At 73.9% G+C, this 19,808-nt stretch carries 16 protein-coding genes; 6 read left to right on the plus strand and 10 right to left on the minus strand.

The genetic code is table 11. From position 1 onward, the window contains the following. Window positions 1-167 precede the first annotated feature (167 nt). Both ACFVHV_RS23215 and ACFVHV_RS23220 read right to left on the minus strand, forming a co-directional pair. Window positions 168-2,471 carry a glycosyl hydrolase family 18 protein gene (locus ACFVHV_RS23215; RefSeq protein WP_380353107.1) on the minus strand — a complete coding sequence of 768 codons (2,304 nt, stop codon included), beginning with the start codon at window positions 2,469-2,471 and terminating at the stop codon, window positions 168-170. A gap of 209 nt (window positions 2,472-2,680) precedes the next feature. Beyond that, entirely contained in the window at window positions 2,681-3,670 is a 990-nt protein-coding gene (locus tag ACFVHV_RS23220; RefSeq protein WP_380353109.1) for an ArsR/SmtB family transcription factor, read from the minus strand. 105 nt (window positions 3,671-3,775) lie between these two features. Between ACFVHV_RS23220 and ACFVHV_RS23225 the strand changes: the two genes are divergently transcribed. After that, window positions 3,776-5,233, plus strand: a complete 1,458-nt coding sequence (locus tag ACFVHV_RS23225) for an MFS transporter (protein WP_380353110.1) — start codon at window positions 3,776-3,778, stop codon at window positions 5,231-5,233. A 21-nt stretch (window positions 5,234-5,254) separates the two neighbouring features. On the opposite strand, the gene ACFVHV_RS23230 is transcribed toward ACFVHV_RS23225, so the two are convergent. Both ACFVHV_RS23230 and ACFVHV_RS23235 read right to left on the minus strand, forming a co-directional pair. Next, window positions 5,255-5,659: a RidA family protein gene (locus ACFVHV_RS23230; protein WP_359911862.1), complete on the minus strand. Its 405-nt coding sequence runs from the start codon at window positions 5,657-5,659 to the stop codon at window positions 5,255-5,257. Window positions 5,660-5,722: 63 nt separating this feature from the next. Further along, window positions 5,723-6,553, minus strand: coding sequence for an ATP-grasp domain-containing protein (locus tag ACFVHV_RS23235; RefSeq protein ID WP_380353112.1), 831 nt, complete (start codon window positions 6,551-6,553; stop codon window positions 5,723-5,725). Window positions 6,554-6,792: 239 nt separating this feature from the next. Here ACFVHV_RS23235 and ACFVHV_RS23240 point away from each other — a divergent pair, with 239 nt between their 5' ends. After that, complete coding sequence (locus ACFVHV_RS23240) at window positions 6,793-7,566, plus strand: enoyl-CoA hydratase family protein (protein ID WP_380353113.1); 774 nt, start codon at window positions 6,793-6,795, stop codon at window positions 7,564-7,566. A gap of 109 nt (window positions 7,567-7,675) precedes the next feature. Here the strand turns inward: ACFVHV_RS23240 and ACFVHV_RS23245 are convergent, their stop codons facing one another. Beyond that, complete coding sequence (locus ACFVHV_RS23245) at window positions 7,676-8,446, minus strand: maleylpyruvate isomerase family mycothiol-dependent enzyme (protein WP_380353115.1); 771 nt, start codon at window positions 8,444-8,446, stop codon at window positions 7,676-7,678. Window positions 8,447-8,552: 106 nt separating this feature from the next. Here ACFVHV_RS23245 and ACFVHV_RS23250 point away from each other — a divergent pair, with 106 nt between their 5' ends. Further along, a complete protein-coding gene (locus ACFVHV_RS23250; RefSeq protein WP_359911850.1) occupies window positions 8,553-9,308 on the plus strand; it encodes a DapH/DapD/GlmU-related protein in 756 nt (251 codons plus the stop codon). A gap of 65 nt (window positions 9,309-9,373) precedes the next feature. On the opposite strand, the gene ACFVHV_RS23255 is transcribed toward ACFVHV_RS23250, so the two are convergent. Next, the gene (locus ACFVHV_RS23255) at window positions 9,374-10,687 is read right to left on the minus strand and encodes a PucR family transcriptional regulator (protein ID WP_380353116.1); all 1,314 of its coding nucleotides are present in this window, start codon (window positions 10,685-10,687) and stop codon (window positions 9,374-9,376) included. Window positions 10,688-10,971: 284 nt separating this feature from the next. Here ACFVHV_RS23255 and ACFVHV_RS23260 point away from each other — a divergent pair, with 284 nt between their 5' ends. Beyond that, a complete protein-coding gene (locus ACFVHV_RS23260; protein ID WP_380353150.1) occupies window positions 10,972-11,814 on the plus strand; it encodes an esterase/lipase family protein in 843 nt (280 codons plus the stop codon). A gap of 197 nt (window positions 11,815-12,011) precedes the next feature. Here ACFVHV_RS23260 and ACFVHV_RS23265 read toward each other — a convergent pair whose 3' ends face one another. After that, window positions 12,012-12,584, minus strand: coding sequence for a HutD family protein (locus ACFVHV_RS23265; RefSeq protein ID WP_380353118.1), 573 nt, complete (start codon window positions 12,582-12,584; stop codon window positions 12,012-12,014). Window positions 12,585-12,678: 94 nt separating this feature from the next. Further along, complete coding sequence (locus ACFVHV_RS23270) at window positions 12,679-13,962, minus strand: MFS transporter (protein ID WP_380353120.1); 1,284 nt, start codon at window positions 13,960-13,962, stop codon at window positions 12,679-12,681. A 17-nt stretch (window positions 13,963-13,979) separates the two neighbouring features. Here ACFVHV_RS23270 and ACFVHV_RS23275 point away from each other — a divergent pair, with 17 nt between their 5' ends. Together ACFVHV_RS23275 and ACFVHV_RS23280 are read left to right on the plus strand one after the other, a co-directional pair. After that, window positions 13,980-15,260 carry an ROK family protein gene (locus tag ACFVHV_RS23275; RefSeq protein WP_380353122.1) on the plus strand — a complete coding sequence of 427 codons (1,281 nt, stop codon included), beginning with the start codon at window positions 13,980-13,982 and terminating at the stop codon, window positions 15,258-15,260. 148 nt (window positions 15,261-15,408) lie between these two features. Further along, window positions 15,409-16,563: a PLP-dependent cysteine synthase family protein gene (locus ACFVHV_RS23280; protein ID WP_359911838.1), complete on the plus strand. Its 1,155-nt coding sequence runs from the start codon at window positions 15,409-15,411 to the stop codon at window positions 16,561-16,563. A 142-nt stretch (window positions 16,564-16,705) separates the two neighbouring features. On the opposite strand, the gene ACFVHV_RS23285 is transcribed toward ACFVHV_RS23280, so the two are convergent. Both ACFVHV_RS23285 and ACFVHV_RS23290 read right to left on the minus strand, forming a co-directional pair. Continuing rightward, window positions 16,706-17,005, minus strand: a complete 300-nt coding sequence (locus ACFVHV_RS23285; RefSeq protein WP_359911835.1) for a DUF6191 domain-containing protein — start codon at window positions 17,003-17,005, stop codon at window positions 16,706-16,708. A 108-nt stretch (window positions 17,006-17,113) separates the two neighbouring features. Beyond that, window positions 17,114-19,621: a right-handed parallel beta-helix repeat-containing protein gene (locus tag ACFVHV_RS23290; RefSeq protein WP_380353124.1), complete on the minus strand. Its 2,508-nt coding sequence runs from the start codon at window positions 19,619-19,621 to the stop codon at window positions 17,114-17,116. Window positions 19,622-19,808 lie beyond the last annotated feature (187 nt).

A 19,808-nucleotide genomic window follows, 5' to 3' on the forward strand; every position in this document is an offset into this window, starting at 1 on the left:
GGCGGCGGCTGCCTGCGGTGTCGCGGGTTGGGGCGGCCGGGGGTCGGGGGGCCGGTCCCCCCCCCGCGGGGGGGGTCGCCGCCCGGGCCCCGTCCTGCCTGCGGCGCGGGCTGTGCGGGCCCGGGTCGCGGCGGGCGTGTGCGTGGGCCCGGGCGGCCTCGGGCGGACTACTTGAGGCCGGTGTCCAGCGCGGACATCAGGGTGCCGGACGGGGTGTCGCCGGACATCTCCCAGATCATGCCGCCGAGCAGGTTCTTCGACTTGAGGTAGGCGGTCTTCTGCGCGATCGACCACGCGTCGTCGAAGGTCCACCACTGGCCGCCGGCGCCCGTGTAGCCGTACGTCGCGACGGACTTGGGGTCGTGGTAGACCTTGAGGCCGGAGAGGCTGGTGATCAGGTTGTTGTACCCGCGGGTACCGGCCTCGTCGGAGAACTGGCCCGGTGCGGCGCCGTTCGCCGACTGCCAGGCGCCGTTCGCGCCGCCGTCCGCGACGCTCTGCCAGCCGCGCCCGTAGAACGGGAAGCCGATGGTCAGCTTGCGCGGGTTGACCCCGGCGTTCAGGTACGTCTGGACGGCCGTGTCCACGCTGAAGTGGGTGGTGTACGGGTCGTTCGGGTCCTGGTAGAGGTTGGAGGCGTGGCCGGTGCGGTTCGGCTCCCAGGAGTTGTCGCTGCCCGAGCCGTGGAAGTCGTAGCCCTGGACGTTGGCGATGTCCAGCGAGCCGAAGATCTTCGAGAGGTCCCAGCCGGCGGCGACCTTCGCCGGGTCGGCCGGGGTGAAGGCGGTGAGCAGCTTGTGCGAGCCGCCCAACGCGTCCAGCTGCTTGCGGAATTCGGCCAGCAGCAGGGTCAGGTTGCCCTTGTCGTTGGCGCTCCAGTGGTTGCCCGGGTGGCCGTCGCCGGAGCCGGGCCACTCCCAGTCGAGGTCGATGCCGTCGAAGATGCCGGCGGCCACGCCGTCGCCGCCGGCGCCGTTGTAGGCCGGCAGGTTGCCCTTGATCCAGGTGTCGATGCAGGACTTGACGAACTTCTGCCGGGACGCGTCGGTGGCGGCGGCGTCGGAGAAGTACTTGGAGTAGGTCCAGCCGCCGAGCGAGACGACCACCTTCAGGTTCGGGTACTTGGCCTTGAGCTTCTTCAACTGGTTGAAGTTGCCGCGGAGTTTGCCCCAGCCGTCGTCGGCCACGCCGTCCACCGACTGGTCGGCGCTCATCGCCCGGCCGTAGTCCGCGTCGGCGTCACCGGCGCCGGTGCCCTGGTCCGGGTCCTCCGGGTTGCCGCTGGTGCCCTTGGTGACGCCCGCCATGCAGGTCAGGTTGACCGGATCGATGTTCTCGAAGGCGTAGTTGATGACGTCGAGCTTGGCGGCGGCGCCCGAGGTGTCCAGGTTCTTGACGAAGTACTGGCGGCCGTAGATGCCCCACTGGACGAAGTAGCCGACCCGGGCGTACTTTCCGGCGCCGACCAGGTCCGAGGTGGTCACGGAGAGCGGGGCGGACGCGGGTGAGGCGTTGTCGGCGGGGTCCCGGGCCTTCACGGTGAAGGTGTAGGCGGTGGACGGCGACAGGCTGCCGACGGTCGCGCCGAGCGTGCTGCCGGTGACCGTGGCCGCCAGGGTGCTGCCCTGGTAGACGTCGTACGCGGCGACCCGGACGTTGTCGGTGGCGGCGTTCCAGGCGAGCTTCACGTCCGTCGAACTGACCGCCGTCGCCCGGAGGTTGGTCGGTGCGGTGGGCGGCGAGGTGTCGGTGGACGGGTCGAAGGTGGACGCGGTGACGGACGGGCTGAGCGGGCCGGTGTTGCCGCGGCTGTCCTTGGCCCGGACGGTCAGGGTGTACGAGGTGGCCGGGGTGAGGCCGGTGACCAGGACGCCGGTGGACGGGCCGGAGGCGAGCACGGTGCCGCCGCTCAGCACGTCGTAGCCGACGACCGGGAAGTCCCCGCCGGTGGCGGCCGGCCAGCTCAGCGCGAGCGTGTGCGCGGTGGACTCGGTCACCGTCGGGGTGCCCGGCGCGGAAGGCGGGACGTCCGCGGAGCCGTCGCACTTGTCGCCGTTGATACGGCAGTTGAGCGGGGTGGAGACCGGCCCGTTGCCCACGAACCAGAAGCTGTACGGCTCGGTGGTGCCGTGGGCGTTGACGGTGGAGTTGTAGAACGCCGCCGTGGCGGTGACGTGCCGGCCGTTGACGGTGGCGGTGCCGTTGTAGCTGTTGCCGATGGTGACGCCGGCCGGGAGGTCGAACTCCAGGGTCCAGCCGCTCACCGCGGTGGCGTTGTCGTTGTGGACGATGTAGGTGCCCTGCCACCAGGAGCCGTTGTCGGCGGTGGTGAAGGTGGCGGTGAGCTTTCCGGCGGCGTTCGCCGGGGCGGCCAGCGCGGTGAGCGCGGCGAGGGGAAGGAGCAGGACGGAGAGCAGTGCCAGCAGTCTGCTGCGCACGCGCGGGCGCCCGGCCCGGGATCGAGCGGACATGGTTCTCCCTGTGGCTGTGGGGGTTGAACAGGGTGACGTAGAACCTGGGTTGATCCATTGATCCGTGTGCGATCGATGCCTGTGCCGTGGGGAGGCGAAGGCATGGGAACTGTAGGAGGACTGGACCAATGCGTCAACAGGTCTGTACCACTGATGGGCTTCCCGTCCCCGGCTTCGCCCCAGCCTCCGTCAGTTCGGTCCCGCCTCCGTCAGTTCGCCCCCGCCCCCGTCAGCTCGTCCCCGAGCGGGCTGCGCCGGTACAGCACCGAGCGGCCGTGCCGCGCCCGGGTGACCAGGCCGGTGGCGGCGAGGACGGAAAGGTGCTGGCTGACCGCGCCCGGGGTGACGCCGAGGCGGAAGGCGAGGTCGGTCGTGGAGGCGGGCTCGGCGAGCAGCGCGAGCAGCCGAGCCTTCGGCGCGCCGACCAGCGCTGCCACGGCCTGCGGCGGCACCGGCGTGCCCCGGCCGGCCAGCCCGGCCTGTCCGCGTGCCGGGTAACTGATCTGCGGCGCACGGTCATTGCTGATCATCGTGATCGCGCCGCGGACGAAGAAGGTCGGACAGAGCACCAGGCCGCGCCCGTCCACGGGCGTCTCCACGTCCCCGTCCGTCCAGTTCCGGCTGATCGACAGGACGCCGTTCTCCCAGTGGAGCCGGTGGTCCAGGTCGGCGAAGAGGGCCGCCGCGCCGTGTTGGGCGAGCAGCCGGGCGCGGTAGACCAGGTCGGCCTCCAGAACGGCGCGGGCCTGCGGCCACCAGGAGGGGGCGAGGCACACCTCCCAGTATTCCTCCAGCGTGTCGGCGATCCGCGCCAACAGCCGTTCCGGGCGGGCGAGTCCGGCGGCGAGTGCGGCGGGCAGCGGTTGGCCGTGCGAGAGGAACGTCTGCTCCAGTTCGGCGCGCAACTGCTCCGGCGGGAACGCCCGGACGGTCGCGATCTCGGAGCGGAACTCGGGGGAGGGGGAGGTGGGGCGCGGCGTCAGGAAGTCGGGGACGAAGCGGTTCTCGGCGACGAGCGAGAGCAGAAGACGGGAGTCCAGCCGTTCGAAGGCGGGCCTGAGCTGCTCGAAGGCCCTGGTCTGGAGGTGGTAGACGCCCGGGTGGGTCCACATCCGCAGGCTGAGCGCCGCCTCGTGGATCGGGGAGACGGCGAACCAGGTGGTGGCGAGGTCGGCCAGGCGGAGCGTGAACCGGTGCACGGGGCATCCTTCTGCGGGGATCGGCCGGGGCAGGCAGTCCGGCTTCGGATTCAGCCAGAGCCTAAAGGAGTACTGGTCCGCTCCGGCGCGCGGTGGGATCCATGCATGACCACCTCGACGGCGGAGTCCTCCGCACCTTCCCCTGCCGTGCCCGAAGACCGGGCTGCGCCTGCGACCCCCCGTGCCACCGGGGTCGTCGCCGCGCTGCGACGCCGGCTGCACCCCGACCCGACGGTCCGTCGGCTGGCGGGGATCACCCTGGTCAACACGGTGGGCAACGGCCTCTCCCTCTCCGTCGCGGTGCTGTTCTTCACCCGGGTGCTCGGCCTGAGCGCCGCCCAGCTGGGCCTCGGGATGACCGCCGCCGGACTGTGCGGGGTCGTCGCGAGCGTGCCGGCCGGCCGGGCCGCCGACCGCTGGGGTGCGCGGCGGGTGCTGGTGGTGCTGGTGTCGGTGCAGGCGATCGGCACCGCCGGGTACGCGCTGGTGCACAGCTACCCGGCGTTCGTCGCGCTGGCCTGCCTGGTCTCCGCCGTCGACCGCGGCTCCGCCGCCACCCGGAACGCGCTCTACGCCGAGGTGCTGCCCGCCGACCGCCGGGTGGCGGGCCGGGCCCACCTGCGGGTGGTGACCAACGTCGGGATCTGCCTGGGAACGGCCATCGGCGCGATCGCGCTCCAACTGGACACCCGGCCGGTGTACCTGACGGCGATCCTGGCCGACGCCGCCTCCTACGTGGCCGTCGCCGTGCTGTTCCACCGCCTCGACATCCCGCAGCGCCCGTCGGCGACCGGAGCCTCGGCGCCCGGAGCGGCAGTGCCGGAGCCCTCGGAGCCATCCGAGCCGTCCGAGCCGTCGGAGTCCGGGGCGGCAGTGTCCGAGCCGTCCGCGAAGACCGCAGTCGCGAACCCGTCGGACCCCTCGGGCCGGGGCGTCAAGCAGGGCCGGCGGCCGAACCCGGCGCTGCGGGACGGCCCGTTCCTGGCCGTGACGGTGCTGAACGCACTGCTCTGCCTGCAGTTCGCCGTCCTTGAGGTCGGCATACCGCTCTGGATCGTCCAGGAGACCGACGCGCCGCGGATCACCGTTGCGGGCACCCTGATCGTCAACACCCTGCTGGTGATCACCCTGCAGGTGCGGGCCACCCGGGGCACCGAGGAACGGACGGGGGCCGCCCGGGCCTGCGGGCGCGCCGGAGTGCTGCTGGCCGCCTCCTGCCTGGTCGTCTCGCTGGCGCACGGCCTGCCCGCGGGCTTCGCGGCCGTGGTGGTGCTCGGCGGGGTCGCGCTGCAGTCGCTCGGCGAGGTCGTCGCGCAGGCGGGCGGCTGGGCGCTCAGCTACGACCTCGCGGGCGAGCGCGATCACGGTGCCTACCAGGGCGTCTTCAACGCGGGGACGGCGGCGGCACTGATGGCCGGCCCGGCGCTGGTCGGCACCCTGGTCATCGGGTACGGCATGGTCGGTTGGGTCGTCCTGGGCACGGTGCTGGCCGCGGCGGGCCTGGCGATGCGCCCCGCCGTCCGGTGGGCCGGGCGGCGGGACGCGAGCCCCGGCGCGGTGTGAGACGCGCCGGCCGCGGGCCGGCTACTCGGGGACGATCGCCATCGCCTCGATCTCGATCAGCACCTCGGGCTTGAACAGGGCGGCCACCTGCATCGCGGAGGAGGCCGGCAGCGGAAGGGAGCCGAAGTGCTCGTCGCGGGCCTCGCGGACGGCCGAGAGGTGGGCGATGTCCGTCAGGAAGTAGGTGAGCTTCACGACGTGCTCGAACCCGGCCCCGGCGGCGGCCAGGCAACGCCGCAGGTTCTCGAAGACCTGCCGCGCCTGCGCCTTCGGATCGCCCTCGCCGACCAGGTTCCGCTGCTCGTCGAAGGCGACCTGGCCGGACACCTGGACCATCCGGCCGCTGCCGGTGACGACCTGGGTGTAGCCGGTGCCGGGCGCGACTCCGGGGGGCTCGGTGATGTGGGTGAGGTGAGAGGTGGTCATGGCGCGGATCCTGATCCACGATCCGCCGGAGTCGCAAGCCCCGGCCCCGACGGCCGACCGGCCTCAGCGCACCACATCGGGCAGTTCGCGCAGGAACGGGCGGTCGGTGGAGGGGAGTTGGGCGGCCGGTCCGCCCGAGCGCAGCACCACGTCGAGGACGGCGTCCGGATCGGCGGCGTAACCACCGCTGGCCCACGCCGCGTTGGCCTCCACCACGGCCCAACGGCCGTCCTCCGTACGCCCGACGTCCACCACGGTGGCACTGGGCAGCGGTGCGTCCGACGCCGACGCGGCCAGCACGTCGGCGGTGAAGGCGAGCACCTCGGCGGCCTCCCCGCCGGGTGCACCGTCGGGAGCCCCGGCGGTCTCCAGCGGCGCGACGGACAGGTGACCGTCCACGGCGTAGCGCGAGCCGGCCCGCACCGCGCCGTCCAGGACGAACAGCCGGTACTCGACGCCGAACCGAACGACCTCGCTCACCAGCACCGGCGTGTCACCGTCCAGCAGTTCGGGCCCCGGCAGCGTCCCGCCGTCGGGGTGGACCCGGGCGGCGAACAGCTTGTCCGCCGGCGGCTTGACGAAGGCCGGGCGGCGCAGCCGGCGCGCCTCGGCCAGGGTGCCGAAGGAGACCCGGCGTCCGGTCAGCGCGAGCGGCAGCCGGGTCAGCCAGTCGGCGGCGGGCTCCAGCAGGCCGAGGCCGAGCTCCCGTCCGACGGCGTCGCCGAACAGCGGTCCGCCGTACACGTGCACCGCCGAGCCGCGCAGCCCGGGCGGCGCCTGCCAGGACGTCGCGGTGCACGCCCGCAGGCCACGGCGTCCGGCGGCGGTGCGGAGCTGGAGGCCCGTCTCGTTGATGCGAGGCGCGAGCAGCAGGACGGGATCGGCGGTGGTCATGGCGACGATGCTGCCCCCGGTGCGGGGCCCGCCACCACCGGATTTCGGCGGGGAGGAGCGGCCGGGAGCCGGTACCGGCCGGCCGGTCCGCTCCGGCCGAGGGGCGGGTGGGCTCTGGCCGAGGGGCGGGTGGGCATGCCAGAGTCGTGCCGCGTCGTCCGGGGCACCTCCCGGACCGCACCCGCAGTTCCGACCCACCCGCAGTCCGACCCACCCTCAGCCGGAAAGCAGGCCCGCCGATGACCAGCGCAGCGCCCCTCGTCCACGTCAGCACCGCCGACGCCGTCACCACGCTCACCCTCGACTCGCCGCACAACCGCAACGCGCTCTCCACCCGGCTGATGGCCGAGCTGCACGCCGGGCTGGCCTCCGCCGCGGCCGACCCGGAGGTCCGCGCGGTGGTGCTCGGACACACCGGCAAGGTGTTCTGCGCGGGTGCCGACCTCTCCGAGGCGACCGGCGCGGACCCGACGGTCGGCCCGCGCGGACTGGTCGAGCTCCAGCGGGCGATCGTGGACTGCGCGAAGCCGGTGATCGCCGTCATCGACGGGCACGTCCGGGCCGGCGGGCTCGGTCTGGTCGGCGCGGCCGACCTCGCCGTCGCCGGACCGGCCTCGACCTTCGCCTTCACCGAGGTGCGACTCGGCCTCGCGCCCGCCGTCATCTCGCTGCCGCTGCGCCCGAAGCTGGAGCCGCGCGCCGCCTCCCGCTACTACCTCACCGGCGAGGTCTTCGACGCCGCCGAGGCCGCCCGGATCGGGCTGATCACCAGCGCCACCGACTCCGCCGAGTCCACCGGCGTGGTGCTGAAGGGCCTGCTGGACGCGCTGCGCCTGGGCTCCCCGCAGGGCCTGGCGGAGTCGAAGCGACTGGCCAACGCCGAGGTGGTGCGCTCCTTCGAGCGGGACTCGGACGAGCTGGTGGAGCTGTCGGCGCGGCTCTTCGGCTCGGAGGAGGCGCAGGAGGGGATGCGGTCGTTCCTGGAGAAGCGGCCCGCGCGCTGGGTGCGCTGACGGCGGGGTTCCCCGGGCGACGGGCCCGCTCGCCCGGGGACACCGGCACACGCGACCGCCCGGGGGCGGTGCCGCCCCCGGGCGTCGCGAACGCCCGCGCGCGGCGGCGTCACGACCAGCGGACCGCCGCCGCGTCGCTCCACAGGGCGAGCAGGTCCTGATCGCCGATCGCCTTGGTCTCCGTGGCCTGCTCGGCGGACAGCCGGTTCCACAGCAGCGGGTAGAGCTCGTGGGCAGGGCCGGTGAGGGTCAGGTCGGCCGGCTCGGAGCTCTCGCCGGTGGTGACGACCGGCGGCTCCTGGGTGATGGTCAGTCGCCAGGAGCCGGCCCCGTCGGTGGCCCGGACCTGGAGGGTGCGCGGCCGGTCGCTGCGCAGCGCGGAGCGGCTGCGGGTCATGAAGCCGCTGACGAGTTCGTCGATGCCGTCCAGGGCGAGGGCGGTGTCCACGACCTGACCGGGCGTCCCGGCGGCGGAGTCGGCGTCATGGCGGTGGATGGAGGTCTCGTGCGCCTGGCGCCGGGCCCAGAACGCCAGCGGGCGGGACGAGGGCAGGAAGGTCCAGCACTCCAGGTCGGCGGGCGCGGCGGTGAGCACGTCCACCAGGGCGGCGTGGCCCTCGCGGTACCAGTCGAGCAGTGCGGCGTCCGAGGGCATCGGCCCGACGGTGGCCTGCGCGTCCGCCTCGTCCGGCCGGGCCCGCAGGCCCTGGGAGGGAATGGCGGCGGCCCAGCGGTGGACGGAGCCGATGTGCCGCAGCAGGTCCGTCAGCCGCCACTCCGGGCAGGTCGGTACGGGGGCGGACAGCTCGGTGCGGGCTGCGGCCTCGGCGAGCCGGGTGCCTTCGAGGCGCAGCGCGTCGATGTGCTCGGTGATCTCCATGGGACGGAGTCTTCCACCGCGATCGGCCGCCGGTCGCGGACTTCGGACATTTCCTCGGACGCCTCCCGGCGATCGGGCGGACGCTACGGGCCGGTAACGTGAGCGCATGCCGATAACCCGTTCCCTCGTCTCAGCCGTCCGGACCGGTGGCCGCCGCGCCGCCGGACGCCTGGTCCACCGGGGCTGGCGCTGGGTGCAGCGGACCGGCGCGGTCACCAACCGCAACCCCGGCCCGTACCGGTTCGGCGAGCTGGGGGACGGCACGACGCTCAGCTTCCCGCTCGGGGCGGTGTTCAACGAGCAGTGGATCACCATCGGGCCGTTCTCGATCATCGGCGAGCGGGTCACCATCAGCGCCGGGTTCCTGCCCGGGCTCGACCTCGGGCCGGAGCCGATCGTGCGGATCGGCGGGGGCTGTGTGATCGGCCGGGACAGCCACATCGTCGGCCACCAGTCGATCGTCATCGGCGACGACGTGTGGACCGGGCCGGGCGTGTACATCAGCGACCAGGCGCACGAGTACCGGGACACCGAGCTGCCGATCGGCAAGCAGTGGCCGCGCAACGAACCGGTGGAGATCGGCGCGGGCAGCTGGATCGGCACCGGTTCGGTGATCCTGCCGGGGGCGCGGATCGGCCGCAACGTGGTGGTCGCGGCGGGGGCCGTGGTGCGTGGCGAGGTGCCCGACCACAGCGTGGTCGCCGGGGCGCCGGCCAAGGTGGTGCGCCGCTGGACCGAGGACGAGGGCTGGCAGCCGCCGCTGCGCCACGACGCTCCGCAGCCGGTGCCGGACGGCGTGACCGCGGAGCAGCTGCGCGCTCTGGTCGGCTGGGACCTGCGACTGCCGGGGGAGTCAGGCTGACGTCGCCCGCGAAGGGGCCGGCGCCCTTCGCCGGTGCGGCGCCTTGAACTCGCGAGCAGCGTGAACTACCCCGCGAGGGAGGCCTGTTCGGCGGTGCGGGCGGCGATGGCGGCGGTGATCCGCGGGACGTCGGCGGGGCGCGTCGGATCCAGACCGGTCAGCGCGGCGATCCGGCGCAGCCGGTAGTCGACGGTGTTCGGGTGCAGGTGCAGGGCGCTCGCGGTGTGCCGGCGGTTCAGGCCCCCGGCCAGGTGGGTGCGCAGGGTGATGAGCAACTCCCCGCTGTCGGCCAGCGGTTCGAGCAGTGCGGCGAGCCGGGAGCGGGCCTGGCCGGGCCGGGTGAGCTGGTACTCCAGCAGGACGTCGTCCAACCGGTGCAGGCCCGGAGGCCGGCCGAACGCCCGGGCCACGTCCAGGACTTCGTGGGCGAGGGCGGCCGCGCCGGGCACCTCGGCGGGGGCCGCGGAGACCGCCCCGGCCAGTACCGGGGCGTCGGCCGCGCGGGCCGCCGCGGCGAGGGTGGCGGCGAGCAGCGGCCAGGGTGCCTCGTCGGGATCGTCCCCGTCCGGACCGGGTGACGGCCCGAACGGGACGAGCACCAGGCCGCCCGTGGGGGTGAGTGCGGTGAGTGCCGACTGCCGGGTGCGGTGGTCCAGTTCGGCCTCGAAGCGGCGGAGTTTGCGGCGGGCGGCGATGCCCGGGTCGATGCCGGGGGAGTGTTCGTCGGGGTGGTCGGCGACGGACAGGCAGAGCACGGCGTACCCCGTGGGCAGCCGGAGCCCGGCGCGGTCGGCGGCCCCGTCGGCGGGGGTGCCCGCGAGGAGCGCACCGAGCAGGGAGTGCCGGGTGGCGCCGCGCCGGTCGGTGGTCGGGTGCCGTCCGTCGAGGTAGCCCGCCCCGGCGGCGGTGGCGGCCCGGCGGAGCTGGTCGAGCAGCAGCCGGTTGAGAACGAGCAGGTCGCCGGCGTCGCCGTCCCGGGCGTGCCGGGTCACGAACTCCCAGCAGACCTCCAGGCCGAGGTGGTGGGCGAGCAGCACGGCGTCCAGCGGCAGGCCTTCCTCGGCGCGCCGGGCGGCGGCCTCCCGGACGGCGGTGAACTCCTCGGCGGGGGCGGGGGCCCCGGTCCGTACGGTGTGGGCGAGGGCGCGGATGCGGCGTTCGGTGTCCCGGGTCAGCTCGCCGGTGAGTTGCTCGCGGGGCATCCGGCGGTAGGCCGGCACCCGCTCCACCAGGGCGGCGACCACGGTCTCGGCCAGCTCCCGCGCGCCGCCGAGTAGTCGCTGGTCGGCCGGGAGCCCGCCGATCGCCGGGACGCGCCAGTCCGGCGGCCGGTCGGAGGTGTTCGGGGGCGGGCAGTGGGGTGCGTTGTGACCGGTCACAGAGAACACCGTCCAGGTCTGGGGAACGCCCAAGGGCCGGGCCGGAGGGGCGACCGCATGATGGAGCCCTCGGGTTACCTGTTGGTAACAAACTTCCGCCGTGGAGGCAACAGTTGAGAACCCCACTTCTCCGCTTCCCCGCAACTCCCCTGCGCGGCAGGGCCGGTGGCGCGCTGGGCGTCCTGCTGCTGGCGGGGGCGCTGCTGGTCGGGGCGACGGCGTCGCCGGCGGGCGCCGCCACGTCCCCTTCGGCGCCGGCTGCTGCCGCCACGTCGCCTTCGGCGCTGGCTGCCGCCGCCGTGACCGCTACGCCTGACGGCTCCGCCGAACTGCCGCCCGACGGTGACACGGTGGCCTCACCGCCCGGCGCCAACGACTGGACCTGCCGGCCGAGCACCGCGCACCCCGACCCGGTCGTCCTGGTGCACGGCACCTTCGCCAACCGCTACGAGAACTGGCTGGCGCTCTCCCCGCTGCTGAAGAGCCTCGGGTACTGCGTCTTCGCCCTCGACTACGGGACCATCCCCGGCATCACCTCCAGCGGCAGCGGCCTGCTGCTGCCGATCGGCGGCCTCGGGCCGGTCCCGGAGTCGGCGGCCCAACTCGCCCGGTTCGTGGACCTGGTGCGGAACGCGACCGGTGCCGCCAAGGTCGACATCGTCGGGCACTCCCAGGGCGGCATGATGCCGAACTACTACCTCAAGTTCCTCGGCGGCGCGTCCAAGGTCGGCAGGATGGTCGGGCTGGCACCGTCCAACCACGGCACGACGCTCGACGGGATCACCAACCTGGTGCCGTACTTCCCGGGCGTCGCGGACCTGATCTTCACGGTCTGCCAGGCCTGCCGGGACCAGGCGGTGGGTTCCGACTTCAACAAGGTGATGGCCACCCGGCCGGACACCGTGCCGGGAGTGAGCTACACCGTGGTCTCGACGGTCCTCGACGAGGTCGTCACCCCGTGGCGGACCCAGTTCCTGAGCGGCCCGGGCGTCGACAACGAGGTGGTGCAGGGGCACTGCCCGGTCTCGCTGGTGGAACACGTCGGGATCGCGTTCTCGCCGACGGCGCTGCACCTGGTGACCAACGCCCTGGACCCGGCGCACGCCACGCCGGTGTTCTGCGGGTGAGTCCGACGGCGGGCCGGTGACGGCGCTCCTGCCTCCGGGTGTTCCGGGCGGCGGGAGCGCCGTTCCGTGTGGGTGTGTGGGTGCGCCGGTGCGCCGGTGTGCGGGTGCGGGGGGTGCGGGGGGTGCGGGGCTGCGGGGGTGCGCGGGTACGGCGGCTGCCGGCGTGTCGGCCCGTCCGCCCGCCGGCCTGCCCGCTGTCAGGGCGTGGTGCGGAAGCCGACGACGGCGGTGGTGCCGTTCGGGTGCAGCGCGTACGTGCCCGGGGCGTGGAGCAACACGGCGTCGTAGCGGGTGAGTTCGACACCGTCGACGGCGGCCGTGCCGGCGAGGCAGACCAGGAGGCCGGTGCCTGCGACCGGGACGTCGACCGAGGAGGCCGTGGTGGCCAGCTCCACCGTGGCCTCGACCCGCCCGCGGCGCGTCATCACGTTGAAGTCCACCACCGGGCCGGCCAGCAGGCGGCAGTCGGTGGTGGCGTCGCCGGAGAAGGCGAACGGCCGGAACGGCGCGTCGACCAGCCGCTCGGTGCCGTCGACGGTGAGTGCCATGCCGGGGCCCTCGACCAGGGTGATCACCCGGTCGATCCCGGGGAACGGGGAGAACGGCCCGGCCGAGGCGACGTCCGCGAGGCTGACCCGCCAGTCGAAGGCGTCCAGCCCGGCGCCGGCGGGGAACCCGGCGACCTCCCTGGTCACGCCGCCGCCGTTGAGCCACGTCGTCGCCGGGCGCTCGCTCGCCCGCAGTACCTGGAAGCCTTCGCTGCTCGTCATGGGCCCGCATCCTGTCACATGGCGGACAGCGGGTGACGGATGACAGATTTCATCATCTGTCATCTGTCATCTGTCATCCGTCAGCTGTCGGTTGTCACCTGTCGGCTGTCACCCGCCGCCCGACCGACAGCGGCAGGAGTGCCGCCACCGTGGCCGCGAGCGTCACGGTGGTGAGGGCCAGCGGCAGTCCGGCGGCGTCGGCGAGGAAACCGATCACCACCGGGCCGATCAGCATCCCTCCGTAGCCGAGCGAGGAGGCGAACGCGACGCCCTGCGGCCCACCGGCCTCGCCGGCCCGGGCGATGGCGAGCGGGAAGAGGTTGGCCAGGCCGAGGCCGACCAGGACGAACCCGCAGATCGCGACCGGCACCACCGGTGCCAGGGCGGCGATCAGCATGCCGCCGGCCGCCGTCAGCCCACCGAGCAGCATCAGCCGGTTCTGGCCGAGCCTGATGGACAGCCAGGTGCCGCCGACGCGCCCGCCGGCCATCGCGAACGCGTACGCGCCGTAGCCGGTGGCGGCCACCACGGAGCTCGCACGGATGTCGTCGGTGAGGTGGAGCGTGGCCCAGTCGGCGACCGCGCCCTCGCCGTACGCGGTGCAGAGCGCGGTGAGGCCGAGCAGCAGGACGAGCAGCCGGGTGCGGGCGCGGGCCGAGCCGGCATCCGCCGTCGCGGTGCCGGACGACTCCGCGGCACGGCCCGCACGGCCCGCACGATTCGGTGCGACGGCTGCCGCCGCCGGGCTGCGCAGCAGGACGATTCCCGCGCCGACCGTGACGGCCATGCCCAGCGCGGCGCTGAGGGCGAGCGCCCACGCGGTGCTCAGCGGGCCGGCGAGCAGTCCGCTGACCCCGGTGCCGGCCAGCCCGCCGAAGCTGTACCCGGCGTGGAAGCTGGGCATCACGGGCCGCCGCAGCTGCGCGACCAGGTCGACGGCGGCGCTGTTCATCGCGACGTTGGCCCCGCCGTACCCCGCGCCGAACAGCAGCAGCACCCCGCCGAGCGCGGTGACCGAGTGGGCGTGGGCGGGCAGCAGGACGGCGAGGCTGAGCAGGGCGAGCGAGCCGACGGTGACCGGGCGCGAGCCGTACCGCAGGCAGAGCCGGCCGATCATCGGCATGGTGAGGACGGCGCCGATGGAGAGGCAGAGCAGGGCGAGCCCGAGTGCGCTGTGGGAGGCGCCGACCTGCCTGCGGATGTCGGGGATGCGGACGACCCAGGCGGCGAAGAGGAAGCCGTCGATGGCGAAGAACGCGGTGAGGGCGACACGTCCGGCCCCCCAGGGGCTGTCGGCCGCCGGGGGTGTGCTGCGAGACTGGGAGGAGGGATGATGGTTCGGGCGCGCGAGTGGACCGATTTTGTTTCGAAGCGACACAAAGTCACAATAGGGGCGTGCAGCTCTCACCATCAAGCCCGAGGCCCGGTACCGGAACCGACTCCGACGCGCAGCGCGACAGTCACCGCCGCGCCGCGCCCGACCGGGGCCGGACGCTGCTGGGTCCTGCGCTCTCCCTGATCCACACCGGCCAGACGCCGACCCGCTCGGCGCTCACCCGGGCGCTGGACGTCACCCGGGCCACGGCCGGCGCGGTCACCGCCGAACTGGAGGCGCTCGGCCTGATCACCGTCGACTCGCGCCCGGCGGGCGGCGGCCGCGGCCGCCCCTCGCACCGGCTCGCGATCGACCCGCAGGGCCCGGTCGTGGTCGCCGGGCAGATCCACGCCGACGGACTGAGCGTCACCCTGGCCGGCCTCGGCGGACTGCTCGACCCGCCCGTCCACCTGCCGCTGCCCGCCGCCACCGACCCGGTCCGGATGCTGCGCGCCGTCGCCGTGGCGGGCGCCGAGCTGGCCCGCGCGACCGACCGTCGCTGCCTGGGTGCCGCCCTCGCGCTGCCCAACCCGGTCACCGAGCCGGACGGCGCCGCCCTCGCCGCGCTGCACTTCGCCTGGCCCAGTGGCACCCCGGTCGCCGACCTGTACGACGTCGAGGTCGGACGCGCCGACCACGGTCCCAGGGCGATGCGCCCGCTGCCCACGGCGATCGCCAACGACGCCAACCTGGCCGCGCTCGCCGAGTACCGGCACGGTGCCGGCCGAGGCGCCCGCCACCTGCTCTTCGTCACGTCCGGCCACCGCGGCGTCGGTGGTGCGCTGGTCATCGACGGCCACCTGCACACCGGCAGCGCCGGCCTGGCCCTGGAGGTCGGCCACCTCACCGTCGACCCGCAGGGCCGACCGTGCAAGTGCGGCAACCGGGGCTGCCTCAACTCCGAGACCGACCCCGACGCACTGTTCGCCGCCGCCGGACTCACCCCGGAGCCGGGGCGCCCGCTGCTCGACCAGGCGCGCGAGCTGTGCCGGGCGGCCGCGACGGACGACCGTGCGCGGGCGGCGGTGGAACACGTCATCGACCGGCTCGGGCTCGGCCTGGCGGGCGTCGCCAACATCCTCAACCCCGACCGGGTGGTCCTCAGCGGGCTGCACCTCCACCTGCTGGACGCCGCGCCCGACCGGCTGCGGTCGGTGGTCGCCGAGCGCAGCCTGTGGGGGCGCAGCGGCCGGGTGCCGATCGTCGGCGCGGAGCTGGCGCACGGCGCGCTCGCGGGCGCGGCCGAGCTGGGCTGGGGGCCGTACCTGGCGGATCCGCAGTCGGTGCCGGTTCTGCCCTGACGGCGATCGAGGGCAGTAGAGGGCAATAGAGGGCGACAGGGCGATCAAGGCGATAAGCGGAAGCTGGGACTGCGAAAACGGTCACTTATCGTGACTCTCATACACTCGTAGTGAGCAGTGGGGGGTCACTACGAGGGAGACAGCGACCATGAGCAGCCAGCGCGGCACCCACCCCCGCATCGAGCCCGGCGTCCAGCCCGGCATCGAGCCGACCGTCGACGTCGACCGCTCCGACCCGGAGTACCGCGCCTGGCTCAAGGAGGCGGTGCGCAAGGTCCAGGCCGACGCCAACCGCTCCGCCGACACCCACTTGCTGCGCTTCCCGTTGCCCGCGGAGTGGGGGATCGACCTCTACCTCAAGGACGAGTCCACCCACCCGACCGGCTCGCTCAAGCACCGCCTGGCCCGCTCGCTCTTCCTCTACGGGCTCTGCAACGGCTGGATCCGGCCCGGAAAGCCGGTGATCGAGGCCTCCAGCGGCTCCACCGCCGTCTCCGAGGCGTACTTCGCCCAGCTCATCGGCGTGCCGTTCATCGCCGTGATGGCCAAGAGCACCAGCCAGGCCAAGATCGACCTGATCCAGTTCCACGGCGGCGAGTGTCACCTGGTCGAGCGCTCGGACGAGGTGTACGAGGCCTCCGCCCGGCTCGCCGAAGAGACCGGCGGGCACTACATGGACCAGTTCACCTATGCCGAGCGGGCCACCGACTGGCGCGGCAACAACAACATCGCCGAGTCGGTCTTCGCCCAGCTGCGCCTGGAGCCGCACCCCGAGCCGGCCTGGATCGTGGCCACCGCCGGTACCGGCGGCACCTCGGCGACCATCGCCCGGTTCGTCCACTACATGCAGTACGACACCCGGATCTGCGTCGCGGACCCGGAGAACTCCTGCTTCTTCGACGGCTGGGTGCACCACGACCCGGACGCCGTCTGCGAGAGCGGCTCGCGGATCGAGGGCATCGGACGGCCGCGGATGGAGCCGAGCTTCGTCCCGGGGGCGATCGACCGGATGATGAGGGTGCCGGACGCCGCGTCGATCGCCGCCGTACGGGTGCTGGAGCGGGTGCTCGGCAAGAAGGCGGGTGCCTCCACCGGGACGGGCCTGTGGAGTGCGCTGCGGATCGTCGCCGAGATGCGCGCGGACGGGCGGACGGGCAGCGTGGTCGGCCTGATCTGCGACCCGGGGGACCGCTACCTGGACAAGTACTACTCCGACGATTGGCTGGCGGGCGAGCGGATCGACATCGCGCCGTACCGGGCGGCGCTGGAGTCCTTCCTCGCGGGCGGCGCCTGGGTGGGCTGAGCCCGGCGGGCGGACAGTCGAGGGCCGACGGATGACAACTGTCAGCTGACAGATTTCATCATCTGTTATCTGACATCTGTTGTCTGTCGCCTGTTCGCCCTCGCCGGTTCGCCCTCGGCTGTCAACCCGAGACCCGGGGCCGTCACCGCCGGATGACCGCCCGGCCGCCTGCGAGGTCGATCCCCGTACGCTTCGGTGCGCCGTCGTGCTCGTCGTCCCGCAGTACCAGTTCGACCCGCCGCTGCTCCAACTGCACCCGCTTGCCCGGGTAGAGCAGCGCGTGCAGCTCCTCCGTCGCGGTCGCACCCGCACCGCGTCCGCCGCCCGCTTCCGCCGTCGGGCGGGCGCGCAGTCGCCGCACCACCGCGCCCAGGAAGAACACCACGACCAGTCCGGCCGGCAGCAGCAACCCGCCCGCCGCGCCCGTCAGCAGCACACCCATGTTCGCCTCAACGGCCCGGTACGGCCGACGAGTTCCCCTGTCGCGACGCGCCTGCCTGCTCCCTGTCCCAGCCCCAGCCCCAGCCCCAGGCTCCTGCCCCAGCCGCCGCTACGGAAGCGGAGCCGTCGGCAGGTCGGCCGGGACGAGCAGCTGGAGTTCCTCCGTGGACGGGTTCGCGAGATGGGCGATCCGCACCGCGTGCCGCTCGACCATGGTCTCGAAGACCTGTCGTGCGGTGCGCCCGTTGCCGAAGTTGGGCCCGCGCTCCAGCCCGCCGAAGTGTTCCAGCAGCGACTTCTCCGTGTCCTCGGAGAGCGCGTACTCGTGTTCGGCGCACTGCGCCCTGGCGATCTCCAGCAGTTCGTCCGCCGTGTAGTCGGGGAAACCGATGGTGCGGGAGAAGCGGGAGGAGACACCGGGGTTGGCGGAGAGGAAGCGCTCCATCTCGGCGGTGTAGCCCGCCACGATGACGACCACCTCGTCCCGGTGGTCCTCCATCAGCTTGACCAGGGTGTCGATCGCCTCGCGCCCGAAGTCCCGTGCCCCGTCCTCGGGTGCGAGCGCGTACGCCTCGTCGATGAAGAGCACCCCGCCGCGTGCCCGGTCGAAGGCGGCCGCGGTGCGGATCGCGGTGGAGCCGATGTGCTCGCCGACCAGGTCCACCCGGGCCACCTCGACCAGGTGCCCGCGCTGGAGCACCCCGAGCGAGGCGAGGATCTCGCCGTAGAGCCGGGCGACGGTGGTCTTGCCGGTGCCCGGTGCCCCGGTGAAGACCAGGTGCCGGCGCAGCGAGGGCGCCTTGAGTCCGGCCTGGCGGCGGCGACGGCCGACCGAGATCAGGTCGATCAGCGTGCGCACCTCCTGCTTGACCGTGGCCAGTCCGACCAGGGAGTCCAGCTCGGCGAGCGCTTCCTCGGCCGGCCGGCAGTCCGGGATCGGCGAGATGGTCGCCGAGCCGCCCGCGGGCGGTGCCAGCACCGGTGCCACCGAGGCCAGTTGGGCCGTGCGCGGCGCCGGTACGTCGGGTGGTCCGAAGGACGAGCCCAGCCCCGGCCCGCGCCCGGACGCCGGTCCGGACCCGCGCCCGGGCCCCGGTCCCGCACCGCCACCGGGGGCGGCGGGGGCGGCCGGCGCCGGAGCGGCCGCGACGTCGTCCGAGATGCACCCCTCCGTGACCGGCCCCGGTTCGGAGAACTCGAACCCGGTCCGCTGGTTGTGCTCGGCCCGGCACCGGATGAGCTGGGTCCGGCAGCCGTCGATGATGTGGAAGCCGAAGCCCTTGCCCTGGGAGACCCGGCAGTCCTCGAAGGTGCCCCGCCCCTGCGCCGAGACGTACACCCCGGCGTCCGTGCTGGCCCGTACGGTGCAGTCGCGCAGCACCGGGTCGGCGCCCTTGGTGACGATCACGCCGGTGGCCACGTCGGAGATCTCGCAGTCGGTGAGGAGTCCGCCGCTGCCGTGGTCGCGGAACCAGAGCCCGGTGCCCGCCTCCTGCACCCGGCAGGAGGCGAGGGAGACGGTGGCCCCGCCGCTGACCGAGACCGCCGAACTGCGGATCCGGCTGAACGAGCAGCCCTCGGCGGTGGCGGCGGAGTCCCGGTCGAGGACGAACAGGGCGTCCGGCAGGTCGTGCAGCGAGCAGTCGGTGAGGGTCAGCCGGGCGCCGTCGCTGACCCACAGTGCCGGGTACTCGCCGGTCGAGCTGTGGATCTGGCAGGACTCGGCGACGGCCTCGGTGCCCTGGTCCCAGACCGACAGCGCTCCGCGCCCGAAGTCCCGGACGGTGCTGTTCGCGAGGCTCAGCCGGGCGCGTCCGCGCAGGTCGGCGCCGTTCTCCGGCAGGTCGTGCACCCGGCAGCCGGTGAGCACCAGCTCGGCCTCGCCGTCCAGGGTCAGGCCGTTGCCGGTGACCCGGTGGATCTCGCAGTCGACCAGCCGCCCGCCCGCCTGCGCCTCGGCCTGCACACCGCTGCCGCGGATCTCGTAGATCTCGCAGCCGGTCAGCTCGGCCGCGCTGCCGGGGTCGGAGAGCAGGACGCCGGCGCCGGAGGCGTGGTGGACACGGCAGCGGTCCAGGGCCGCGGTGGCGCCGCCGAGGACCGCCAGTCCGGCCTGGCCGGCGGCGGCGACCTCGCAGTCCTCGAAGGCGGCGGCGGTGTTCGCGCCGCGCAGCCGCAGCCCGAGTCCGCCCGGGTTGGTGACCACGCAGCCGCGCAGGGTCGGCCGGGCGCCGTCGGTGATCTCGATCCCGGTGGCCGAGCGGGTCTCGATCCGGCAGCCGCTGAAGGAGGGTGTCGCCTCCGGTCCGGTGACCAGGACGGCGGGGGTGGAGCTGTCGCCGCCCTCGACGACCAGGTCGCGTACGGTTGCGGCGGCGGTCACGGTGAGCGCCACGCCGGAGGGCGGGTCGATCCGGACCGTCCCCGGGCCCTGGGCCGGGACGAGCGTCACGGGCTTGTCCAGGAGCACGTTCTCCCGGAAGGTGCCCGGACGGACGGTCACGGTGTCGCCGGGTTCGGCGGCGGCGAGGGCCTCCGCGAGTGTGTCGTACTCTCCCGCGCGGCGACGCCAGCGGGATGCGCTGTCCTGGGTGACTCGGACCCTGTGCTCAGCCATGACGGTCTGTCGTCCCCACCTTCGTCGAGCCGGCGATCAACGGGCCGTACGCGCGGGGGTGCGCGGGCCGTCCGCCCACCGTAGCGCGCCCACGTGGGTGGTCCGGCCGCCCGCGGTCGCGCGGACACCGGTAGCGTTCAGCGCCGCCACAGGTTCCGACCACTTGTTTCAACGAGCGCGCACAGAG

It is taken from the genome of Kitasatospora sp. NPDC127116 (genome assembly GCF_042677365.1).
Lineage (GTDB): Bacteria > Actinomycetota > Actinomycetes > Streptomycetales > Streptomycetaceae > Kitasatospora > Kitasatospora lactacystinica.